Consider the following 21,574-nt stretch of genomic DNA (forward strand, 5'->3'; position numbering starts at 1 on the left):
TTTTCATTTATAAAATGTGTCAAACTATTGAAATCATGCTCCTTTCTAACCAATTCCATGAAGTGAAAATGCCATTATGTTATATTTATGGATGGAGAAAACATACACATTGTTTTGATATAAAGGAGAGATCACACTATGCCAGAACCAGCAATTACCTTAGATGGATGGTATTGTCTTCACGACTTTCGTAAAATCGATTGGACTGCATGGAAATTTGCTTCCAGTGACGAGCGGGAAAGTGCTATCCACGAATTCAATCAATTGATTCACAACTGGGAAAGCACGGAGCAAAGTAAAAATGGCAGCCACGCATTGTACAGCATCATTGGCCAAAAAGCTGATTTCATGATGATGATTTTGCGTCCGACCATGGAAGAATTGAACGAGATCGAAATGGAATTCAATAAATCCAAGCTAGCTGAATTCACTATTCCAACGTACTCCTACGTATCAGTGGTAGAACTATCCAATTATGTAGCCCAAGGTAAAGACCCGGATACAGATCCAGAAATCCAGGCTCGCCTGAAGCCAATTCTTCCGAAGTGGCAATACATCTGCTTCTATCCGATGGACAAACGCCGCGATGGAGAAGATAACTGGTATATGCTTGAAAAAGAAGACCGTGGCAAATTGATGTATTCCCACGGCATGATCGGCCGTCAATACGCTGGTAAAATCCGCCAGATCATTACTGGGTCTGTCGGTTTTGATGACTGGGAGTGGGGCGTGACATTATTTGCCCATGACGTGCTTCAGTTCAAAAAATTGGTGTACGAAATGCGGTTTGATGAGGTAAGTGCCCGTTATGGAGAATTTGGAACTTTTTATGTCGGACATTTGCTCCAAAAAGAGTCCATTCCAAAGTTCTTAGCAATATAATCATGTTTACAAAAGCGCTGTCCGCCTTTATAGGTGGGCAGCGCTTTTCAGTTTGTGGAGAAACCCCTGTTTTTTCCGCAAGATTTTTTTTACCTCCAGGAGCGAATGACCCTTCCCTTTCCGCGGACGGGCGCAAGATATCAGCGGAAGCGAAGAAAGAATCAGCGCTCGCCCATCCTTCATCCCGCCTTTTCATACCACAACGAAAAAATTTCCTGTCCTTAAAAAAATCCTAATGAACTTGCCTTTTACTTTTTCTCATATTGTTTTACCCCGTACATATATATTTACAGAGAGCTTAGCTTGGTGACGTTGAAGCGAGGTGAAGGGATGGCCGTCATTCCATACACATCAAAAGGTGTCAGTCTCCTGGCAAGACTGATGAGGGCAGAAGCGGAAGGTGATGGCAGACTTGGCATGTTGATGGTAGGTAACACAGGAGTCAATCGTGTTAAAGGGGATTGTATCGATTTTACAGAGATCGACTCCATTCGGCAAATGGTTTTTCAGAGCCCAGGTGGGTTTGAGGCTACACAAAAGGGTTATTTTTATCAGCGTGCCAGAGAAAAGGATAAACGTTTGGCAAGAAGAGTCATCAATGGGGAACGATTCCATCCAGCGACCAACTCGCTTTGGTTTTTTAAGCCACCTGGAAACTGCCCTGCCCAATGGTTCGGCCAATGGAATGCTGGAAGATACAAATCCCACTGTTTTTATGACCCCCTCCAAAGTGCTTGTCCAAAAGTCTACTGAATGCTATGAAGGAGTGATGTATATTGGCTACGAATAAAAACCAGAACCAAGGTTCCGGTTCAGGCAGTAAACCACAGTCTCAGCAATATCCCTATTATCCGAATAATCCATATAACAGCTATTATTCCCCGCAAATGCAAGGTCAGCCGGGTTATGTACAAGGTGTGCAGCAAGGAGCACCTCAAGGAATGCCTCAAGGAATGCCTCAAGGTCAGCAACAGGGCGGACAGCAGTTTCCCGGTATGCCAGGCGGTCAACAGGCTGGCCAGAACATACCGGGTATGCTTCCGACAGAGCAATCGTACATTGAAAACATTCTTCGCCTGAATCTAGGCAAGGAAGCCACTGTCTATATGACTTTTGAAAACAACACCCAATGGAATGCCAAGGTTTTTAAGGGAATCATTGAAGCTGCCGGAAGAGACCATATCATTTTAAGTGATCCACAAACTGGTAAACGTTATTTATTACTAATGATCTATCTTGATTACATTACCTTTGACGAAGAGTTGAATTATAGTTATCCATACGGAGTCGGCTCTGGTCAAATGGCAACTTACTCACCAAGATAGTTCACGTGAATAGGCAAGCGCCCTGCTTTCTGCCATTAAAAAAGCCACGCCAACATTTGGGCGTGGCTTTACTTTATCCAAGGTGGTGAAAGATTAATGAAGCATTCTTATGAAAAAATGCAGCGCCTGCAAATGGTTACAATGGCCATCGCACTGGTGCTTGCAATCATAGCGCTTATCCAGCAGGCATTCTCGTGGATGGTTCTGGCCATGTTCTATGCTCTGGCATGCAGTTTCATGTTTGAAGCATTGGTGGAATTACAAAAACGGAACAATTACAGTTTTATTTCTCAAATTGTCCGAGCCTTTCTTATCGCTATCTTCTCTACAATACTATTCTTTTAAAGGTATTTGACGACAGCAATCCCAAGCAAAGCCCAGCCCACAAGGAATGTCAAGCCGCCGAACGGTGTGATCATCGCTAAGGCTTTGATACCTGTCGGTGCATAAATATATAAACTGCCTGAAAAAAGAAGAATCCCTATAAAAAACAGCCAGCCCGCTCCGGTCAGCAGCCCTGACTGGGTTTTGGCCATAAGTAAAGCGGTGATGAGAAGCGCAACTGTATGGAACATTTGATACGTCACCGCTTTATCCCATGTTTTCAGAGCTTTTTCCGAAATCTTACCTTCCAGCCCATGGGCCCCGAATGCTCCAAGTACCACAGCAAGAAAACCATTTATGATACCTATAAGCAAAAATAATTTCATAAAGCCTTCCACTCCTTAAAAATCAAAAATCGATTCCCCATTTGCATCGTCATCTTCCATTCTATTGGACGACTTTTCCGTCTTCTGTCGTTTATTTACATGATCCTCGCCCATCATCTGTCTGATTTCTTCCGCTGTCGGTTCGTTTACTTCTGAAGGCGATTCTTTTCGCTTCGTTACGTTTTCATGTGAAGTGATCGCATTTTCATCCTCATCTTCTTCGAGCACCAGATCACAAAGCAGCCTGATGGCACGGACACGCTCCCTAACCGTCGAAGATCTGCCATCTTCAAGTGCTTCTTGAATCTCTTTCATCATTTTTTTCAAAATTGATGCATTCGTGATCACCATATATGATATCTCCTTTTATCGACTATCCGTTGTCTATGATAGTGTATCATGCTATGAAAAAGCAACGCCAGCCTGCAAAGGTTTCGATTTCTGTAACAATGTTTGGGCTTTTGGTAAATAGCAATAAAAACTTTTACCATTAGCGTTATGTAAAACTGAGCTTTGAATAGCTGCCACTTGTCCATTGTACGAACTGTACTCCTTCACCAATAAATTATTAATCCTAAAACGCAAGGGTTCACTTCTCATCCGGAAAAACATTGATTAGAAAAACTTGATCAAGTCCTTACGTCGAAAGCCTTCGTATTACTTATACTTTAATCCTTTAACAAAGTTAAACTTTCTTAAAGATAAAATAGTGACCGCTCCCACTAATCAGTTGGAACGGTCTTGTTCATAACAAAGGAGGGCAAGCATAATTCCCTCCTCTGTTTCCATGTTATTCAAATGAACGAATCCTTTTTCCTGATAAAAAGTCATCGCTGGCCTGTTTTTCAGACCGGTTGTTACACAGCATCTGGCAAAGTTGTTTTCGTCAAATATATACGTAAGCATATCGCTGCCAATTCCTTTTCTCATCCATTCGGGATGTACGGCGAGACGTGTGATCCAAATGACCTCTTCCTCCCTATGGCAGGCAAGTAAACCGGCGAGCTTTCCGTTTTTATACGTACCCAGAAAATTTTCCTGGGCTTGTTGGATATGGCGGTACGTTTCGGTCAGTGGTGGCAGTTTATCATTATTGATATATTTCGCTTCCTGGTGATAGGAGAGTTGCTGGAGAGCTTCTATTTCTTTTGCGATCTCCGCGTTCCTATGCTCCAGTAAAGTGATTTCTACCATCCTATAACACCAATCGCATTTAGAAATATGAATAGGATCATGATCGGACCGATATATTTGACGATACCATACCAGATATCTCTGATGCTGTTATCCTGCATGTCTGTCGCTTCGAAAGCTGTGGATTTATTAAAATACCAGCCTACAAACAATGCCATGGAAAGTCCACCAAGAGGGAGCAGGATATTCGAGGCGATGAAATCCATTGAGTCCATGATATTGTTGGAACCAATCGGTGTCACACCTGCCCAGATTCCCATTCCTAAGGAAGCAGCCATTCCAAGGACAAACATGATAAAACCCAGGATGATGCTCGTTTTTTTACGCCCCCAGTTAAAAATACGCATGAAAAATGCGACTGGAACCTCCAAAATAGAAACGGAAGAGGACAAGGCAGCTAATGTCAGGGCAAAGAAGAAAATAAACCCGATTATTTCACCGAATGGCATCTGTCCGAAAATCCCCGGCAGGGTAATAAAGACAAGCTCAGGCCCTGAACCTGGATCTATGCCGAAAGCAAACACCGCTGGGAAAATGACAATACCGGATATAATCGCAAAAAATGTATCCATTACACCAATTCCAAACGTTGCGCTTGGCAGCTTGTTTTCCTTGGAGAGGTAACTTCCGTAAGTAAGCATAGCACCCATACCAAGGCTCAACGAGAAGAATGCCTGTCCCAATGCTGCTAAAAATACAGACGGATCCCCTAATACAGACCAGTCTGGCGTAAACAGGAATTCAATTCCTGCCCATGCACCATCAAGCGAAAGACTGTATATAGCTAGTCCAACCAGTAACAATGCTAAAGTCGGCATGAATATTTTGTTAGCCAGCTCAATCCCTTTTTTTACACCGCTATAAACAATGACGATTGTAAGGGCAATGAACAATGCATGCCACAATATCGGATGCCATGCATGGGAAATGAACCCTCCGAATTCAGCCGCATACCCGCCAGCAGGCTCGACGAAAAAGCCGCCGCTGATATAATTCCATAGGTAATAGATACACCAGCCGGCTACCACTCCATAAAAACTCAGTATCAGAAAGGCCGATAGCACTCCGAAGAAACCAGTCATAAACCACGGGGTGCCTGGTGACAGGCGAGAAAAAGAACCAATCACATCACTCTGTGCCTTCCTACCGATACTTACTTCAGCCAACAATAAAGGTACGCCAATGATAAATACACAAAATAAATATAAGACCAGAAAGGCGCCTCCCCCATTCTCACCTGCAACATAGGAAAAGCGCCAGATATTTCCTAATCCGACAGCAGATCCGATTGCAGCAAGCATGAAGCCCAGCTTAGAGGAAAACTTTTCTCTTTCCATTCGTTCCACTCCTCACTCTTGTTTTCAAATATTCCTCAGCATATCACAGATTTTTTTCTCTTACGACAGCCAATCAAAATCTTCAATTTTTTAACAGTATTCTGACCTATCAACTTTACTGCTTTGGTTCAAACTTTAAACACGCTGTACCTGTCGTCTTTTTGACGAGCACGGAAGGCATCTCCTTCGTCTTGAACCCATAGGCACGGCACCCTCGAGGAAATCCAGGATTCCATGTTGTAAAAAAATGACGGCAGCGGAAGCAATTCATACCAAATTCCTCGTTTCGTTTCCTATGTTAAAATAATAGCATAAGCACAAGTTTTCAACATGGGAAGTGTAGCTATATGGAAAAATGGTTCAGCCCGTGGGTGGATCACCCGTTTACTATGTTTGGTGTCAGCCATATCGTAATGTTGGTGATTTATGCACTGATACTCGTCAGTTTCTGCGCGGGAAGCCGCTGGATTTCTTCCAACCGCGAAATTTCCAGCTGGATCCGGTGGTTTTTGTTCAGTCTTCTCTTCGTTTCCGAAATATCCTATCAAGCGTGGGCAATCGTCAACGGATTGTGGAATGCTGCTGACTACCTTCCTCTGCACCTTTGCGGCATCGCTTCTTTAGCAGGAATGGCGGCGTTAGCTTACCCTGCTCCTAAGCTTGTGCAAATTACCTTTTTCCTTGCTGTTATCCCCGCCTTTCTTGCCCTTCTTACGCCAGACTTGCCTCATGACTACCAGCATTATCGATTTTGGAAATTTTTCCTTCATCATATGGCGATATCCTGGACGGGGATCTTTCTGATTATTGTTTATGAAGTTAAAATCAACTGGAGAAATGCTTTTGAAGTGTTTGGTTATGTAGCGCTATATGCAATCATCATCAGTTTTATTAACGAATCAATCGGCTCAAATTACCTTTATCTCGAACGTACACCTGCAACAGCTACTCCCTTGGATTATCTGGGTGAGGGCTGGTGGTATTATATAAATCTTTCTGCTCTTACACTTGGAGCTTTCCTGCTCCTTACCCTTCTATATAAACTGATAAAAAGATAGCAAACTGCCCCGAAGCATCTATTTTAAGAGCATCGGGGCAGTTTCCACTTTTATAACAGGTATGGGGCATAGACGATACTGATGATGAAAACCCAGATGATATCAACAAAGTGCCAGTAATAGATGAATACTTTGTGTTTTTCCTTAAACAACTGGAAAGGCTGCTTTTTCAACTGTATCAATAAAATAATCATCCACCCTAACCCAAACACGACGTGGGAGGCATGGAGACCGACCAGCACGTAATAAGAAGACAGGAAGTTGCTGGTCGATATCAAATGACCTTCCTTTATAAATTTGTGAAATTCATGCATTTCAAAATACATGAAAGTTGCACCGAGAAGAAAGGTAAAGATAATGCCAGCTATAATCATCTTGGTGCTTCGCTTATCTAGTCCTTTTTCCGCAATGAATATCGTCCCGCTGCTTGATAATAAAAAGATAGAAGCGAGGACGGTTGTTTTCATTTCGAAAATTTCGCTTGGATGGGGGCCAACCGGAGCCGGTGTGTAAATGATATAGGTCGCAAATAAGGTGCTGAACATGATTGCTTCCACACCTAAATAAATGAAAAATCCCATCCGTTTATCGGCAAATAAGTCCTGAGACATTGCTTTAGTACTCATCCTCGCTCTCCTCCTTTTCATAAGCAGGAATCCGTTCATCCTTAAAGGCGCGGTTCACAAAAAATACCAACACTAAAATTCCTCCGACAACCTGTACCCATATCCAATGGTATATAAAGCCGAAACTTAAGATAAACAAGGCAGCAGCTATGAGCATCGGCTGAACGGTTGGTGTCGATATCGGGATAGCACGTGGATGCTCTTCCACAGGAATAGGCTTGTCTTGTGTTTTTGCCCACCAGAGCATATCCCGGCGGTCGATGATCGGCATTTTCTCAAATGGATGCTCCGGTGAAGGAGAAGGAACTGTCCATTCCAATGTCCGGCCATCCCAAGGATCACCTCCGACATTCTCTTCTTTCTTACGATGAGCCCTGTAGATATTCCAAATCAAGAACAACATCGAACCACCCATCAGGAAGGCTCCAATCGTACTAATAAAATTGTAAACAAAGACACCATCTTCCCACGTATAGTCATAAACCCGACGCGGCATACCATTGAGACCAGCAAGGTGCTGAGGGAAGAAGGTTAAATGAAATCCAATTAAAAATAGCCAGAAATGCCATTTCCCAAGTTTGTCATTCAGCATTTTCCCAGTAATCTTCGGGTACCAGTAATAAATTCCGGCAAATGCCCCAAATATCGTTGACCCAATAATCACGTAATGGAAATGGGCAACCACGAAATAGGTATCGTGGTACTGCATGTCTGCAGCTGCTGAGGCAAGCATGACACCAGTGACCCCGCCCATGACAAAGGTCGGAATGAAACCCAGGGCAAACATCATCGGCGTTTGCATCCGAATGACGCCCCGCCTCATTGTGAACAGCCAGTTAAATATTTTGATACCGGTCGGAACGGCGATCATCATCGTTGTTATCGCAAAAAATGTATTGGCGAATGGTCCAAGTCCAACAGTGAACATATGATGCGCCCACACCATCAATCCGAGCAAGCCGATTAACGCCAGAGACAAAACCATGGAAGTGTAACCAAACACATTTTTTCTTGAGAAATTCGATATGATATCAGAAAAGATTCCGAATGCCGGAAGGGCAAGAATATATACCTCCGGATGTCCGAAGATCCAAAACAAATGCTGCCAGTAGACAGGATGTCCCTGCGGTCCAAGAAAGAACGTCGCTCCATAGAACCGGTCAAATTGAAGCAGCAAAAGTGCAATAGCCAGCACCGGGAATGCAACCAGTATCAAGAAAGATGTAAATAACGTTGCCCAAGGAAATAACGGCATCCTGGTTAACTTTAACCCCGGAGCACGTAATCTAAGTATAGTAACAATCATATTTATAGCGGCAAATATCGTACCTAGTCCGGACACTTGTAAGCCCATTATATAATAGTTGTTATTCGGCCCAGAGGTGAAATCTTCCGTGGACAGTGGTGTATAAGCGGTCCACCCGACGTTTGGAGCCGCGTTGAAAAAGAATGCCAGAAAGAAAATCGTTCCCCCTGTTACAAATAAGTATAGTCCGATTAAGTTCAAGAATGGGAATGCCAGATCATTCGCTCCAATCTGAAGTGGTACAGCGACGTTCATCAAGCCGATCAGAAGTGGAGTGGCCACGAAGAAAATCATCATCGTTCCATGGGTGGTGAAAATTTCGTTATACTTTTCCCCCTGAAAGACCCAGAATTGATTTTCAGGAGTGGCCAGCTGCAGACGAATGAGCAATGCATCGATTCCCGCCCGAAAAAAGAATAGAACGGAGAAAAAAATATATAATGTCCCTACTTTCCGATGATTGGTGCTAGTTGCGTAATCCCAAATCAAGGGCCAATGACGTTTTTTAGTGATCCAGTACAGGACAGGTGGCACACCGATAATCATAAGAACCCAAGCCGCAATTACGTCTGTCGGTATGATGAGGAGTTCTCCAAATATATTGATTTCCATAACATTCACCCTTTTCCCCTGCTATTTCTTCTTACTTGATAACCATTCTTCAAAGTCTTGCTGAGAAACCACCTCAGTGGTAAACCTCATATCCGCATGCAATATCCCACAAAATTCCGCACATTTCCCTTGGTAGGTACCGGTTTTGTTTGGCACTACCTCCAGCTTATTTACAGTCCCAGGAATGACATCCTTCTTACCTGCCAGGCGAGGAACCCAGAAAGAATGGATCACATCTTTAGATTTTAGATGAAATATTACATCCCTGTTTACAGGAAGAACTAATTTTTCGTGCGTTTTTTTTCCGTTTTCATACTCAAAGGTCCACTTGAACTGCTCTCCGGTAACATTGACATGTACGGTTTCTTCAGGGTTCGCACTTATGTTTGAGGCCTGATAAGTAATAATGACGGTCGGGATTGCCAGGCAAACGAGCAAAATAATTGGAAGAACTGTCCAGATTATCTCCAATGTCCGGTTCCCTTCCTCATGCTTCGGTATGTCATACCTGTTTTTATCCGTCTCCCGATATTTTAATGTGAAAGCAACGAACAGGATGGTGACTACGCCCACCACCACCATCATGATCCAAAACCCGAGTTTAATAAGGAACGCCTGGTCGGAGGCTGTTTCGCTGACTGGATCGAGCGTCCTTAGATTGCATCCTGACAATAAAAATAGGAAGGTTAACATTAATAACTTTTTCATGAGAACATCAACCTTTACCGCAAGATTTTGGAAACGTTATTAGTTTGTTTAACCTAACTTTGACCAGACAAAACGTATTTCCATTAGCAGCTTATATCCAAATTTCAAAGAAGTAATCTGAACATTGAAATACTGGATAAAAGGGCATTAAATAAAACGGCTGCCTGCATCAGGTAATTATCACCTGGCAGGCAGCCGTTTGTTTATAATCAAGTTCCCATGGGAGGCTGGCCTTCATCTTTGAGCAGTTTTTCCAGCCGCACGACTCTCGCTTCCAAAATTTCGTATTCATCCTTTGTCACAAAACCCAGATCTTTCACTCTTTCCTTCATTTTGGCTTTACCTTGCTCATTCCATTCCGCATCCTTCTCCTGACCTTTTTCCGCGAATTCTTTAAACATCTCTCTTGCCTGAGATGGGCTGACGTCACCTCGCTTCACCAATTCATCAAGCATTTTCTCTGCCTTTTCCTTCCCGCTTAAGGCTGCTCCCAATCCTACATAAAATCCTTTTTTCAACAAATCACTCATTATCTTTACTCCTCCTCTGATTGATTGTAGTTACCATTTGATGGTGCTTGACTCCATTTACAAAAAGACCTAACAAACCTAAAAGAGCAACAGTTACCCCAACCCACATCAAGGCAGCAGCCTGCATCTCGTACATATATAAGCCCAAAACAGCACCTGCAATCATCGTAATGAAAGATAATAGTCCGTAAAACAAATAGTATTGATGGAACAAGTAATTACGCTGTTTTTCCACGTCCCATTCCCTGTCTTTGTCGCCGCTTTCCAGAAAGCCGATTAATGCACGCGGAAATGACATCAACGGCCTTACGGTTTCTCCTGCCACCTCTTTATAAAAAGAAGTCTTGGACTCCTCTCCGCTCATCCATTCCCTTATCACCGGTTTTCCCCATTCCATCAAGTCAATTTGAGGATAAACGGTCGTCAGCACACCGATGATAATCGATGTCGCCCTTCCCAGAAAGGCATAATCCGCCGGGAGTTGAATGGGCTGATTCTTCACTAATTTCTGAACGTCTTCCATGATATATTGCATCATATTCGCATCAAGCTTACGAAATTCTCCATCAAGATACATCTCGGTAGTTTCTTTAAGTAATTTTTTCAAACGTTCCGTATTCGCATGCTCAAGCAGAAAATTCATGTTTTTCAAAGCCTGGATGACCCGGTCATAGTCATCGAGAATGAAGCCCTGTATCATCTTCCGGATATAATTGACATCCTGCTTTTTGATATCCCCGACCATCCCGAAATCGATAATGACGACAGTTCCATCTTCCTTCAGCATCAAATTCCCAGGGTGAGGATCAGAATGAAACATTCCTGCCTTGAGGAACTGCTCGACACATAAATCAAATAACGTCCTGGCTACACGCTCCCGGCTGATTCCATTCCTTTTGATGAACCCGAGATCGGTCACTTTCGCCCCTTCGATCCATTCCATAACCAGCACCCGCTGGGTCGAAAGATCACTATAATAATCCGGGATATATACTTCCGGCAGGTCCTTGAACCGCTTTTTAAAATGCGTCCCATTCCTGAGCTCCTGCTTGAAATCCAGTTCATTGCTCATCACCGTAACAAGCTCGCGGTACAATGCCACCAGATCAGCCTTTTTTCCGAACCGGGAAAATTTGCGCAGCATCCAGAAAACAATACGTAGTGCTTTGAAATCCATATGGAAAATATCTTTCACGCGATATCTCTGCACCTTTATCGCAACAGGGGTTCCATCTTTCAGATACCCTTTATAAACTTCACCGATCGAAGCGGACGCTACTGCCTCTTCATTAATGTCACTAAGGTATTCATCCATACCCCCTCCCCATTCTTCTTCTATAATCTCTTTCGAATACTTAAACTCAATCGGCTTGACCCTGTCGACCAGCCCTTCCAGTTCTTTAATAAAGACCTCCGGAAGTAAATCCGCCCGTGAACTAAGAAACTGACCAAACTTGATCAGCAGACCGCCGAGCCTGATCGACTTTATCCGATACTCTCTCGCCTGCTTAGCCAGAAGATCGTTCCACTCTTGTTTCGTCTCCTCATCCCAAATCCGACGAGTTTTCTGAAACCAAAACAATTGCAGCATGAACTTGGCTGACATCCAGACGATGACAGCAATTCTGTAAATAGATATGTATTTCCAGCGACCATCCATCTGCCTCATCCTTTCCAGACTCTTGCTGTTCAAATACCCTATTTTGGCTCGCTCAATCTTACAATTGATGTGACATATGACAGCAAAAAGAACTCACCGGCCCATATGTATTAACATCTGCCGGTCGGAGTTATCAGCGGTTTGCGGCATAGAATCAGCTGTCGAGGCGCAGTTATCAGCGGAAGGTTACTCTTATCTGGGGAATTACGAAAAGTTTGCTGTATTTCAGTATGAACACCCTGTCTTTTGCACCCCAAAACTTAATCATGGAGTCCCTGACTATTTCCCTCATTTTCCATGTTATTTTTACAAAATAGGCATTAATTCACCATCGATTGATACTTTCCGCCTACCAATATGACAAAAATCACCCTGAAATCACTATTCCCAATTTTCAAAAACTTTACGATAATAAGAAACATATGGAAATATTCCATGAATACTAGGGGGAGGAATGCACATTGAATAAGAAATTTACAGCATTGCTGTCTGCAAGTGTGCTGACATTATCATTATTTGCACCAGCAGCAGGAGCAGATGAGGTCAGTGCAGAAAGCAAGTACAGTGATTTCAACACTGAGCGTTACACCGACCGGATTGATATCGATGGAATGCTTGAGAAGCAATCCAGAGATGAAGATTTTCAAAGGCAAGCAAGGCAGGAAATTAAAGAAGCAGCCAAAAGCACTAATTTCAATGAAGAGGAAGCATCAACTTCTGATGCAAGCGACCAATACTTTACATACGATGGCGGTACGAAGCTATTCTTAGATCGTAACTTAGCTTTTAAAGAATTCACGCTCCGCAGTGTCGGGGAGCATGTCGAAATTTGGGTAGCAAACGATTTGAGTTTCCCTGAGGGTGACCCGCGTGAGCCACATGTCGTGACACAGGAACAAGTGGACAAGCTGGCAGCTGAATTTGATAACAATATTTATCCGACAGATACTGCCTTTTTTGGAAAGCCGGACAGCCACGATGGTACGGAAGCGGAATTAGAAGATTTGGGCATTGTACCAGAAGGCTACTATAAAGGTGATGGCGACAAAATCGTTATGCTAGTCGATAATATTCAAGATGAGAATTATAACGATCCAGAATACCCTTTCTTTGTTGCAGGTTTCTACTGGAGTACTTTGGAAATGTACATGGATCGTAATATCATAACCATTGATACTAACAACTGGGAAGAGCGTTTAGAAAGCACATTCTACGGTACTACTATCCATGAATTGCAGCACTTGATTCATGATGACAACGATTCCGATGAAACTTCCTGGGTAAATGAAGGAATGTCTACTTTCTCTGAATTCCTTGGCGGTTACGGTATCGATGCAGGTTCTATTAACTTTCTGCTGGATCACCCTGAAAACTCTTTAACTGCCTGGGATGAGCATGTCGATGCAGAGACCGGTCCGGAAACGATTGCCGACTATGGTTTGGTACAACTGTTCACCCTTTACAATTACGAACAGTTCGGCCAGGAATTTATCCGTAGCGTTGCCAAAAGTGAAGTCAATAGTATCGAAGGCTTCAACAAAGCACTGAAGGATTTTGGAATTAATAAAACCTTCACGGAAGTTTACCAGAATTTCTCTACCGCTTTGGCAATAGACGATGATAAGTTTAAAGGCGGCATCTACGGTTTCGAAAATGTTGATTTGCGCGATCTTCCAGTTGAAGATGGCAAAGTCCGCGGAAAAACAGTAAACTTTGAAAAAGCGAAAGATTATCAAAAAGATGGCGTCCCTGCATGGGGAACTGATTTTAAAGTATTCGAATTTGAAAAGAACAAAAAAATCGATACCATCGATTTCAATGGGGTCGACTTCCTGCCTACGAAATGGCAGACAGTTACAGATCCTTTAGGTTCTGATAACCAGGTATATTGGGGAAGTGAAGGTCACGAAATGGATAACAGCATCATCTTCAAGGCAGATCTAACCAATGTGGCAGATGCTACCCTCCAATTCGATAACTTTATTGATATCGAAGAACAATGGGATTTTGGTATGGTTCAAGTATCTACTGATAACGGACAGACCTGGACCTCCCTTGCCAATGAAAACACTCGTTCCGATGTTGTCCCAGAAGGTTATCCTAAAATCAAAGATAACCTGCCTGGTTTTACCGGACATTATGAGGACTGGCAGCAGGAAACATTCGACCTCTCTGCCTATGCTGGTCAGGAAGTCCATATTGCCTTTCGATATCTGACAGACTGGGGTTATAATGACTCTGGCTGGTTCATCGATAATATTGAAATTCCTGAAGCAGGAATAAGCTTTGACGGTTCAAGTCTTGATTCCTTCCAATCAATGGATCAGCTTTTAGAGACCTATGTTGAATACGGGGTTACATTCATCAATGAAAAGAAAAATGGAAAACATCGTGTTTTGCAGGTTGACCCATTCAATGTCACAGAGGAAGACGCTCTACAATTAAGACAGTTGTTCAAGAGCGGAAAAACATATATGACCACCTTCTATGCTGCTCCTCAAGACAATACTGAGGCTGTAAGCTTTGAAGTTAATGTACAATATAAAGATAACGGAAAAGGTAAAAAGAAACATTAATGTACCTGCCCAACCCAACGGGTACTTTATTAGTCCGCTGAAAAGCTGAAGGTTTAAAAAGCAATATCTTTTTAATAGTCTGTATGGAGCTTTACTTCCATACAGACTTTTTTGTCTTTCATGAAGTTTTATGCAGTGTGATGGTTTCCTTTAATACGACATATCGTTATACCAGAGTTGATTCCACGATGAGCGAGAGGCGATGACGCCTGCGGGAACAGCACGAGCCGAAAGATCCACTTGGTCAAGCGATCTACTTGACCAAGTTAGCTTTTGGCCGTGCCCGCGGCAAGCATCCGCCGGCAAGCGATTCGTGAGTATCAACAACAAGCTTTAACAGCCCCCGTTCGATTATAAAGGACTTTTTCATTTCTCCCCATCCGCTTGCACTTCCAACACTACCTATGGCATGCTAAAAAGAAAAAGGCAGGCGAAATTTTTTGCAGATAAAAGAATTAGAAGTGAAAGATTTACAGGCTATTTCGGAATGGCTCTATCATATGAATGAGCAGGATCAGCATTTTGTCGCCTGGTTGGCATCGGATGAGAATGAAATCTATGAACAGGTTTGGACATTGACCCAGTTCCGTGATCCACTCGCCTATATCGCGTGGGAAAATAACCAGATCATCGGATTTCTCGGTATCCTCCCATTTTTCGAACAGAAATTGTGCCGCTTGCTTGGACCCTTTGCGATCGAGCAGGAAAAGGCAGTGATGGAGGGCCTATGGAATAAGGCTTCATTGACGATGGAGCAGCATTTTAATGCTGTGAAAGTTGCCAGCTTCAAGGCCAATACGACATTGGTGGAATTTTGCGAACGTCATCAATTCCATCTTTACAATATCGAGAAGACGATGGTACTGGATCGGGAGGATTATAAGCCTGCCCACCTTGACGGAAGAAATATCGTTAAAATTACGGAAGAGGATAAGCTTGAGGTCGCCCGACTCCATCCGAATGGTGCCTATTATACGACAGCTGAAATGATGGATCTTGCCAGGTCGGATCGAAATCATCTATGGGGTTACCAGCATGAGGGCAGACTGATTGGGTATATCTACTTTGAAACGATACTCCCTGGGGAAGAAGGAGAAATTTGTTTTGTCAATGTGGATGCAGACTATCGCGGCAAGGGAATTGGATCCGTATTAATCGATCATGCCCTTCAGCATGCATTTCTCGTTCTTGAGCTTGATGAGGTCTCCATTTCGGTACGGACCACTAATGATGGGGCAGAAAACCTGTACCGTACACTCGGCTTTCATGAGACTCATACCATTTTTGCTTATGAAAAACTGTTCCAGGAACCGATTATTAAAAATCCGTTTCACTAAATAAACAGGCAGCAGGATTAATCCTGCTGCCTGTTTTTAATTAGTAAGACAATGTTGCTTGTTCATTTCTTTTCACTTGAATTTCCTCACCGTTCACCCAAAGGGATACCTGCTCACCCTCTACCAGGGTTAAACTCACTTTTTCATCCGTGACCTTTACCTTGACCGGACTGCCTTTGTAATGAATGTGGAAGGAATAGCTGTTCCATTGTTTTGGCAATTTAGGGTCCAGGTGAAGGCCATTCTCCTTAACCCGCAGCCCTGCGAAACCGTAAACGATAGCCATCCAAGTACCTCCCATATTAGCCATATGGAGTCCATCTTTCGTGTTGTTATGTGTATTGTCGAGATCAAGCCGAGTCGTCCCTTGGAAATATTGATACCCTTTTTCCAAATCCCCAAGTTTTGATGCCATCATACTGAACACGCAAGTTGACAAGGAGGAATCATGAGTGGTTACCCGTTCATAGTAATTATAGGAATTGTGGATCGTTTCCTCATCTGCATAGTCCTCCAGTAAAAAGTGGGATAGAACCGTATCTGCCTGCTTACATACCTGATAGCGATATAGCGTCAAAGGATGATAATGCAGAAGAAGAGGATAATGTTCTTTTGGTGTGTTTTCAAAATCCCATACTGCTTTCTGTAGAAAGGTATCATCCTGCGCATGGATTCCGAGCTCTTCATCATACGGCAAGTACATCGCCTCTGCTGCACGCTTGAAGCTCTCTACCTCTTTATCCCATAAATTGAGACGCTCACTGAGGATTTCAAAATAATTACCATCAATTTCCTTAATCATCTGATATATTTTATAGGCCCATTCCAAATTATATTTCGCCATCGAGTTCGTATAGTAATTATTGTTAACGACACATGTATATTCATCCGGTCCTGTGACATTATCAATCGCAAAGGTACCATCTTTCCTAAAATGACCCATATCTACCCAAAGGCGGGCAGTCTCGAGGAGCACTTCCGCTCCGTAATCAAGCAGAAAGGATTCATCCCTGGTTGCCAGAAAATATTGAATATAGCTGTATGCAATATCAGCACTGATATGATACTGGGCTGTTCCTGCCGGGAAATAGGACGAGCACTCTTTCCCATTGATCGTACGCCATGGAAAAAGAGCTCCGCGTCTGTGTCCCATTTCCACTGCTCGCTCACGAGCTTTATCTAATATGGAATGGCGGTAGATCAGCAGCTGTTTAGCTAAATCAGGTGCAGTCATGAGGAAAACAGGGACCATATAAATTTCCGTGTCCCAGAAGTAATGGCCCTCATAACCTTCGCCGCTCAAGCCTTTTGCGGTGATGTTACTGTATTTATCTCTGCCCGCAGATTGCAGAAGATGGTATAAGTTGAAACGGATACCTTCCTGAAGATCATCATCACCATCCACTTCCACGTCACTACGTTCCCAGAAGGTTTCCAAGTATTTTCTCTGGGCTTTTGCCAATTGAAAGTCATCAATGGTTTCCAGCTGCCCTCTAATCCGCTGTGCTTTCTGTTTCAATTCCCCGCTGTGCCTCAAATCATCGACATAAATGTTCCATTTGCTGAATTCGACCGGTTGTTCTTGACGTCCTTGTGTCTGGTAAGTAAAAATGATGCGCTGGTCGTCGGCTTCTTTGGAAATATCGACAAGCTTATCATCCAGTCCTTTATGAAAACTTAGGCAGGCCATTTCCAATCCGGATGATTCAGCTCTGCTTCGGAGGAACCCACTTTCTTCAATCGTATCTGCTTCCTGGACGTGAAGAAGCTTGGCGTGACCGCCCCCCACTCTTGGATCCGAAGCATCTACAAAGTTTTCTACATCCCCATCCATGATGGAAACAATCGTAATTACGTCATTAAAATTGACTGGAGTGACGGAAACTTTGATATAAAACAATTCTCGATGCACAAAGGAAACCATCCGCTCAAAACACACATCTATTTCTTTTCCAAGCGGTGACTTCCATCGAATGTTACGTTCCGCTTTCCCTTCATCCATATGAAGTTTTCGAGTATACTCTTTCACTTCCCCCTCCTGGATGGAAAAGTGTTCTTTCTCATCACCTAAGTAAATATGGATGGTCTGTGTATCGATCACATTCAGCATTTTCTGCTGTGTTTCAGGGAAGGCGAATAACTTTTCCCCATAAGGAATATCGATGACATCATGGAAGGCATTCAAATAGGTTCCCCTGACAGTTGGCACTGCTCTGCCGTAGGATTCCTCAAAGTTTCCACGGACCCCGATATACCCATTTCCGAGAAAGAACAGACTCTCCTCATTCACCAGATCAATTTCTTTTAGTGAATCTCTTGCAATTTTCCAGCTCATCAGCAGCATTTCCCCTTTCTATTCCCCCTATTTTTATCAACAACAGGAGGGTGTAACTTAAAGTTTCGTTTGATTAAAGATCACATTCAATTGCTCCTATAAGAACTAGAGGAGCTGTAATTTACTGATTTACGATGTGCAGCATGGAGGAGCTTGATTAATAAACATGGCATGTCGACAAGTCCTTATGGCAAAAGCGTTAGTATTTTTATACTTGGAACTTTAAAGTTTTCATTACGTCGAGAACTTCTTTACATAAAAAAAGAAGTTGGGTTACCCGGAGGTGTAAAAGGATTGCAATTATAATTTCCCTCACATAAGCGGGCAAAAACACCAAAATGGCTGTTAAATTTCCATAGTTCCTGCCGCCAGTCCACTATTAATTTATAAATCCACTTTATTTTCAGTTTGAAATCGCTTACAATTATACTAAAATCTTTACATTTTTAATAAAATTTTATGAACTTCGGAGGAATTGTAATGACATTGTCCATCGAACCGAACATGATTGACCAGTTTATGAGAATCCGCATGAATAATAAGAAGGAACAATTCGTCCACCCATCTTATCTCATGGAAAAACAATTGATGGAAGCCATCACGAATAAAGATTTGAACAAGGCATCCCTTTTGTTAAAAAATATTAATCAGGATCAGCGTCCTTACCTTGCCCAGAATCCTGTCCGGTCACTGAAAAATTCGCTGATCTGCTCGTGCACTTTATTCACCAGGGCGATCATCAACGGCGGAATAAACCCGGAAACCGCCTTTAACCTTAGTGATACCTACATACTTGAAATCGAGAAGAAAGTGACAGTAGCTGAATTGAATGACCTTGAACATCACATGCTCCACACATTCATCCGTATGGTCGAAGAAGCAGAGGAGTTGCCATATAGCCATGTAATTAACCGGGCGATCAATTATATCCATGACCATATTCTTGATGAGCTGATGCTCGAAGATATTTCAAAGGAATGTTTTGTGAGCCCGAGCTACCTCTCTCACCTTTTTAAAAAAGAAGTGAAAAAATCAGTCGTCCAATTCATTAATGAAAAGCGGGTCGAAGAATCAAAATATTTCTTGTTACATACCTCTACTTCTATATCCGATATTGCGGCGTTATTTAAATTTTGTAATCAGAGCTACTATACTGCCGTTTTCAAGAGGCATCTGAAGATTACACCAAAGCAGTTCCGGGAAAAACATGCCATTCATGCTATGACTCTATGAATGACCATTCACCAAATGGGGTACAGCCGGATGAAAGGGGAGAATAGTATGAATGATATTATCAAACAGTCTCTTAAAGAGATGGGAGATTCTACTACAGTTGCCGAAATCCGCCCTGTAACAGGAGGCGATATCAACGAGGCATTTTTTGTCCGGACAGAACACCAGGCTTATTTTGTAAAAACCAATGATAATGTACCTTCTGATTTTTTCCGGGTGGAAGCAGAAGGACTGCGGGTCATCCAGGCCAGTAATTCGATAGCTGTTCCAGGTGTTTATCATTATGATGAGCCGAAAAATGGCAGCCCGGGAACACTTATTCTCGAATGGATTGAAGGCAAGAGTAAAAGCGATACCGTGGAACAGCTCGGACATGGGGTTGCACATATGCATTTAACACAAGCCAATCAATATGGATTCGGTCAATCGACCTTTATTGGCACACTTACCCAGGAAAACGGCTGGCATGAGGATTGGCTGCGCTATTACAGGGACAAACGACTGCTTCCTCAGCTGGAACTAGCCATTGAACGTGGGCGTATGAATGATATCAGGCATTCAAGAATGACTAAGCTGCTCAACCGGTTAGACAAATGGATCGACCCTTTTCCTGCCTCTTCCCTCTTGCATGGAGATCTTTGGGGTGGAAACTGGATGGCCGGTCCAGGCGGCAAACCCTACTTGATCGATCCCTCAGTCTGCTATGGAGACCACTGTTTCGAACTGGCATTCACTGAGCTGTTTGGCGGATTTCCCCCTGCATTCTATGAGAGCTACAAGGAGGTTTATCCACTGCCAGACAGCTATGAAGATACAAAAGCCCTCTACCAGCTGTTTTATTTAATGGTCCATCTCAACTTTTTTGGAGAAAGCTATGGAAGACCTGTTGACCGTATACTGGACCATTATGTGGGATAGTCAGGTATAGGCTCTCCCTTTTCCTGAATCCGAAATTTCAATGAGTTCTATTGGATAAGGCTCAAAATAGGTCTGCCCTTTCAGATAGTGTTCATCAAACCGAATAACCCAGGCTTTCAATATGCCAAGCAACGTACTTAATGGTATCTTTTCTTCTTCATATTGCTCCATTTCATCCAAAAAGTATGCCTTTTCTTCAGCGTTTAACTCATTTTTGAAATAGCCGAAGATGTGCTGGCATACATTTTGATGTCTTTTTGGAGTAGCTGGAGACTGCATCATTTTTTTCAACAATCCCTCATAGTGTTTAAAAACTTCCTCAACAGGATGGCGGGCATGATTCGCCACCGCCTGTCCCATCTCTTTCAACAGCTGTTGGTTATAAGCCATGAAAAGATATTTATTCCGAGAATGAAAATCAATTAAAGCAGACATCTCCATGTGATTCTTTATTTCCCTGAAGGCTGCCAATGTGAACAATTTGGTCATAAAGTGTTCACGCAGCGTAAAGTTTTTCAGTCTCCCCTCGTCTTCTATTGCCAGTTCGCCATGTTTTTTAAGTATTTCTTTTGCAAAAAACCCGTCTGTTTTCCTTATGACAGGCGAATTATCCCCATCCGCATAAACCTTTACATCGTTTATTCCACAAGTGGGTGATCGATTTTTCAACAAAAATCCATCTACTTCAGGCAGTCCCTCGATGAAACTGGTGGAAAACTCTGTCATGGTTTTCGTTAAATCTTTACCAGTGCTTGGCTGTACCAGTCTTTCCTTTTCTTTATCAGCGATAATTCTAATCACTTCCCGCGGCACGCCAAGGCCAATTTCTACTTCCGGACAGACCGGTATGAACTCCACGAACGGCTGAAGGCGCTGAACAACTCTATCAGGAATAACCTCTCCATTATATCTTACCTCATCAAACTCAAGGCAGCGGCTTACGACAAGTCTCGGTGTTGCAAATGACTGCATGCAGTTACCCTCCTATTTCCACGACCTTTCTTTCCATTATATTTTCCAAATACTTTCCTTTCTATTTTAGATGTGTCAGGAAGGATTTTTGCTGGTTTATGTCGAAGTTAGGTAGTTGGTGACTGCAGGGAAGGCATTTCCAATCTTTACTATTGGCATTGAACGATTATTGTATTAAAATTAATCCCGCTGTATTTTTATAATTGATTCCATGCCACATGTTCGAATCATCCTAACCTACAAGGAGTGTACTTA

20 protein-coding genes are annotated in these 21,574 nt (G+C 42.8%); 9 read left to right on the plus strand and 11 right to left on the minus strand.

The genetic code is table 11. The annotated features are described in order from the left end of the window. Positions 1-138 precede the first annotated feature (138 nt). The 4 genes from hemQ (at position 139) to JOC33_RS03520 (ending at position 2,552) form a co-directional block, all read left to right on the plus strand. On the plus strand, positions 139-882 hold the full coding sequence (gene hemQ, locus JOC33_RS03505) for a hydrogen peroxide-dependent heme synthase (protein ID WP_205090958.1): 744 nt from the start codon (positions 139-141) through the stop codon (positions 880-882). 330 nt (positions 883-1,212) lie between these two features. Beyond that, on the plus strand, positions 1,213-1,635 hold the full coding sequence (locus JOC33_RS03510; RefSeq protein WP_205091533.1) for a cell wall hydrolase: 423 nt from the start codon (positions 1,213-1,215) through the stop codon (positions 1,633-1,635). A gap of 23 nt (positions 1,636-1,658) precedes the next feature. Next, a complete protein-coding gene (gerQ, locus tag JOC33_RS03515; protein WP_239533960.1) occupies positions 1,659-2,207 on the plus strand; it encodes a spore coat protein GerQ in 549 nt (182 codons plus the stop codon). Positions 2,208-2,303: 96 nt separating this feature from the next. Then, positions 2,304-2,552, plus strand: a complete 249-nt coding sequence (locus JOC33_RS03520; protein ID WP_205090959.1) for a hypothetical protein — start codon at positions 2,304-2,306, stop codon at positions 2,550-2,552. On the opposite strand, the gene JOC33_RS03525 is transcribed toward JOC33_RS03520, so the two are convergent. The 4 genes from JOC33_RS03525 to JOC33_RS03540 all read right to left on the minus strand — a co-directional run bounded on the left by JOC33_RS03525 (position 2,549) and on the right by JOC33_RS03540 (position 5,448). After that, positions 2,549-2,917 (minus strand): DUF423 domain-containing protein, encoded by a 369-nt coding sequence (locus tag JOC33_RS03525; protein ID WP_205090960.1) that lies wholly within the window; start codon positions 2,915-2,917, stop codon positions 2,549-2,551. The genes JOC33_RS03520 and JOC33_RS03525 overlap by 4 nt on opposite strands. A gap of 15 nt (positions 2,918-2,932) precedes the next feature. After that, positions 2,933-3,268: a YwdI family protein gene (locus JOC33_RS03530; protein ID WP_205090961.1), complete on the minus strand. Its 336-nt coding sequence runs from the start codon at positions 3,266-3,268 to the stop codon at positions 2,933-2,935. A gap of 375 nt (positions 3,269-3,643) precedes the next feature. Beyond that, positions 3,644-4,111 carry a GNAT family N-acetyltransferase gene (locus tag JOC33_RS03535; protein WP_205090962.1) on the minus strand — a complete coding sequence of 156 codons (468 nt, stop codon included), beginning with the start codon at positions 4,109-4,111 and terminating at the stop codon, positions 3,644-3,646. Beyond that, on the minus strand, positions 4,105-5,448 hold the full coding sequence (locus JOC33_RS03540) for a sodium-dependent transporter (RefSeq protein ID WP_205090963.1): 1,344 nt from the start codon (positions 5,446-5,448) through the stop codon (positions 4,105-4,107). The genes JOC33_RS03535 and JOC33_RS03540 overlap by 7 nt, the downstream gene beginning before the upstream one ends. Before the next feature lie 347 nt (positions 5,449-5,795). Between JOC33_RS03540 and JOC33_RS03545 the strand changes: the two genes are divergently transcribed. Beyond that, complete coding sequence (locus tag JOC33_RS03545; RefSeq protein WP_205090964.1) at positions 5,796-6,506, plus strand: YwaF family protein; 711 nt, start codon at positions 5,796-5,798, stop codon at positions 6,504-6,506. 50 nt (positions 6,507-6,556) lie between these two features. Here the strand turns inward: JOC33_RS03545 and JOC33_RS03550 are convergent, their stop codons facing one another. The 5 genes from JOC33_RS03550 to JOC33_RS03570 all read right to left on the minus strand — a co-directional run bounded on the left by JOC33_RS03550 (position 6,557) and on the right by JOC33_RS03570 (position 11,948). After that, positions 6,557-7,132 (minus strand): cytochrome c oxidase subunit 3, encoded by a 576-nt coding sequence (locus JOC33_RS03550; protein ID WP_205090966.1) that lies wholly within the window; start codon positions 7,130-7,132, stop codon positions 6,557-6,559. Next, positions 7,122-9,050 carry a cytochrome c oxidase subunit I gene (locus JOC33_RS03555; protein WP_205090968.1) on the minus strand — a complete coding sequence of 643 codons (1,929 nt, stop codon included), beginning with the start codon at positions 9,048-9,050 and terminating at the stop codon, positions 7,122-7,124. Before JOC33_RS03555 ends, JOC33_RS03550 begins: the two co-directional genes overlap by 11 nt. Before the next feature lie 21 nt (positions 9,051-9,071). Then, positions 9,072-9,758, minus strand: coding sequence for a cytochrome c oxidase subunit II (gene coxB / locus JOC33_RS03560; protein WP_205090970.1), 687 nt, complete (start codon positions 9,756-9,758; stop codon positions 9,072-9,074). A 209-nt stretch (positions 9,759-9,967) separates the two neighbouring features. Continuing rightward, positions 9,968-10,288, minus strand: coding sequence for a phasin family protein (locus JOC33_RS03565; RefSeq protein ID WP_205090971.1), 321 nt, complete (start codon positions 10,286-10,288; stop codon positions 9,968-9,970). Continuing rightward, positions 10,281-11,948 carry an ABC1 kinase family protein gene (locus JOC33_RS03570; protein ID WP_205090972.1) on the minus strand — a complete coding sequence of 556 codons (1,668 nt, stop codon included), beginning with the start codon at positions 11,946-11,948 and terminating at the stop codon, positions 10,281-10,283. Before JOC33_RS03570 ends, JOC33_RS03565 begins: the two co-directional genes overlap by 8 nt. Positions 11,949-12,409: 461 nt before the next feature. Between JOC33_RS03570 and JOC33_RS03575 the strand changes: the two genes are divergently transcribed. Both JOC33_RS03575 and JOC33_RS03580 read left to right on the plus strand, forming a co-directional pair. Next, positions 12,410-14,524, plus strand: a complete 2,115-nt coding sequence (locus JOC33_RS03575; RefSeq protein ID WP_205090976.1) for a choice-of-anchor J domain-containing protein — start codon at positions 12,410-12,412, stop codon at positions 14,522-14,524. Between the two features lie 440 nt (positions 14,525-14,964). Beyond that, positions 14,965-15,861 (plus strand): GNAT family N-acetyltransferase, encoded by an 897-nt coding sequence (locus JOC33_RS03580; protein WP_205090978.1) that lies wholly within the window; start codon positions 14,965-14,967, stop codon positions 15,859-15,861. A 40-nt stretch (positions 15,862-15,901) separates the two neighbouring features. Here the strand turns inward: JOC33_RS03580 and JOC33_RS03585 are convergent, their stop codons facing one another. Next, positions 15,902-18,196 carry a glycoside hydrolase family 65 protein gene (locus JOC33_RS03585; RefSeq protein WP_205090980.1) on the minus strand — a complete coding sequence of 765 codons (2,295 nt, stop codon included), beginning with the start codon at positions 18,194-18,196 and terminating at the stop codon, positions 15,902-15,904. A gap of 480 nt (positions 18,197-18,676) precedes the next feature. Between JOC33_RS03585 and JOC33_RS03590 the strand changes: the two genes are divergently transcribed. After that, positions 18,677-19,429 (plus strand): AraC family transcriptional regulator, encoded by a 753-nt coding sequence (locus tag JOC33_RS03590; protein ID WP_205090982.1) that lies wholly within the window; start codon positions 18,677-18,679, stop codon positions 19,427-19,429. A gap of 48 nt (positions 19,430-19,477) precedes the next feature. Beyond that, on the plus strand, positions 19,478-20,347 hold the full coding sequence (locus JOC33_RS03595) for a fructosamine kinase family protein (RefSeq protein ID WP_205090983.1): 870 nt from the start codon (positions 19,478-19,480) through the stop codon (positions 20,345-20,347). Here JOC33_RS03595 and JOC33_RS03600 read toward each other — a convergent pair whose 3' ends face one another. After that, positions 20,348-21,319 carry a YbgA family protein gene (locus tag JOC33_RS03600; protein ID WP_205090984.1) on the minus strand — a complete coding sequence of 324 codons (972 nt, stop codon included), beginning with the start codon at positions 21,317-21,319 and terminating at the stop codon, positions 20,348-20,350. Positions 21,320-21,574: the final 255 nt, after the last annotated feature.

The organism is Thalassobacillus pellis (assembly GCF_016908295.1).
GTDB lineage: Bacteria > Bacillota > Bacilli > Bacillales > Halobacillaceae > Thalassobacillus > Thalassobacillus pellis.

Bases quoted from the DNA above. Each gene is read 5' to 3' on its own strand.
- JOC33_RS03545 (WP_205090964.1), top strand. From the start codon at position 5,796: ATGGAAAAATGGTTCAGCCCGTGGGTGGATCACCCGTTTACTATGTTT.
- JOC33_RS03590 (WP_205090982.1), top strand. From the start codon at position 18,677: ATGACATTGTCCATCGAACCGAACATGATTGACCAGTTTATGAGAATC.
- JOC33_RS03595 (WP_205090983.1), top strand. From the start codon at position 19,478: ATGAATGATATTATCAAACAGTCTCTTAAAGAGATGGGAGATTCTACT.
- JOC33_RS03600 (WP_205090984.1), bottom strand. From the start codon at position 21,319: ATGCAGTCATTTGCAACACCGAGACTTGTCGTAAGCCGCTGCCTTGAG.
- JOC33_RS03565 (WP_205090971.1), bottom strand. From the start codon at position 10,288: ATGAGTGATTTGTTGAAAAAAGGATTTTATGTAGGATTGGGAGCAGCC.
- hemQ (WP_205090958.1), top strand. From the start codon at position 139: ATGCCAGAACCAGCAATTACCTTAGATGGATGGTATTGTCTTCACGAC.
- JOC33_RS03520 (WP_205090959.1), top strand. From the start codon at position 2,304: ATGAAGCATTCTTATGAAAAAATGCAGCGCCTGCAAATGGTTACAATG.
- JOC33_RS03535 (WP_205090962.1), bottom strand. From the start codon at position 4,111: ATGGTAGAAATCACTTTACTGGAGCATAGGAACGCGGAGATCGCAAAA.
- JOC33_RS03570 (WP_205090972.1), bottom strand. From the start codon at position 11,948: ATGGATGGTCGCTGGAAATACATATCTATTTACAGAATTGCTGTCATC.
- JOC33_RS03585 (WP_205090980.1), bottom strand. From the start codon at position 18,196: ATGAGCTGGAAAATTGCAAGAGATTCACTAAAAGAAATTGATCTGGTG.
- JOC33_RS03510 (WP_205091533.1), top strand. From the start codon at position 1,213: ATGGCCGTCATTCCATACACATCAAAAGGTGTCAGTCTCCTGGCAAGA.
- coxB (WP_205090970.1), bottom strand. From the start codon at position 9,758: ATGAAAAAGTTATTAATGTTAACCTTCCTATTTTTATTGTCAGGATGC.
- JOC33_RS03550 (WP_205090966.1), bottom strand. From the start codon at position 7,132: ATGAGTACTAAAGCAATGTCTCAGGACTTATTTGCCGATAAACGGATG.
- JOC33_RS03530 (WP_205090961.1), bottom strand. From the start codon at position 3,268: ATGGTGATCACGAATGCATCAATTTTGAAAAAAATGATGAAAGAGATT.
- JOC33_RS03555 (WP_205090968.1), bottom strand. From the start codon at position 9,050: ATGGAAATCAATATATTTGGAGAACTCCTCATCATACCGACAGACGTA.
- JOC33_RS03525 (WP_205090960.1), bottom strand. From the start codon at position 2,917: ATGAAATTATTTTTGCTTATAGGTATCATAAATGGTTTTCTTGCTGTG.
- JOC33_RS03540 (WP_205090963.1), bottom strand. From the start codon at position 5,448: ATGGAAAGAGAAAAGTTTTCCTCTAAGCTGGGCTTCATGCTTGCTGCA.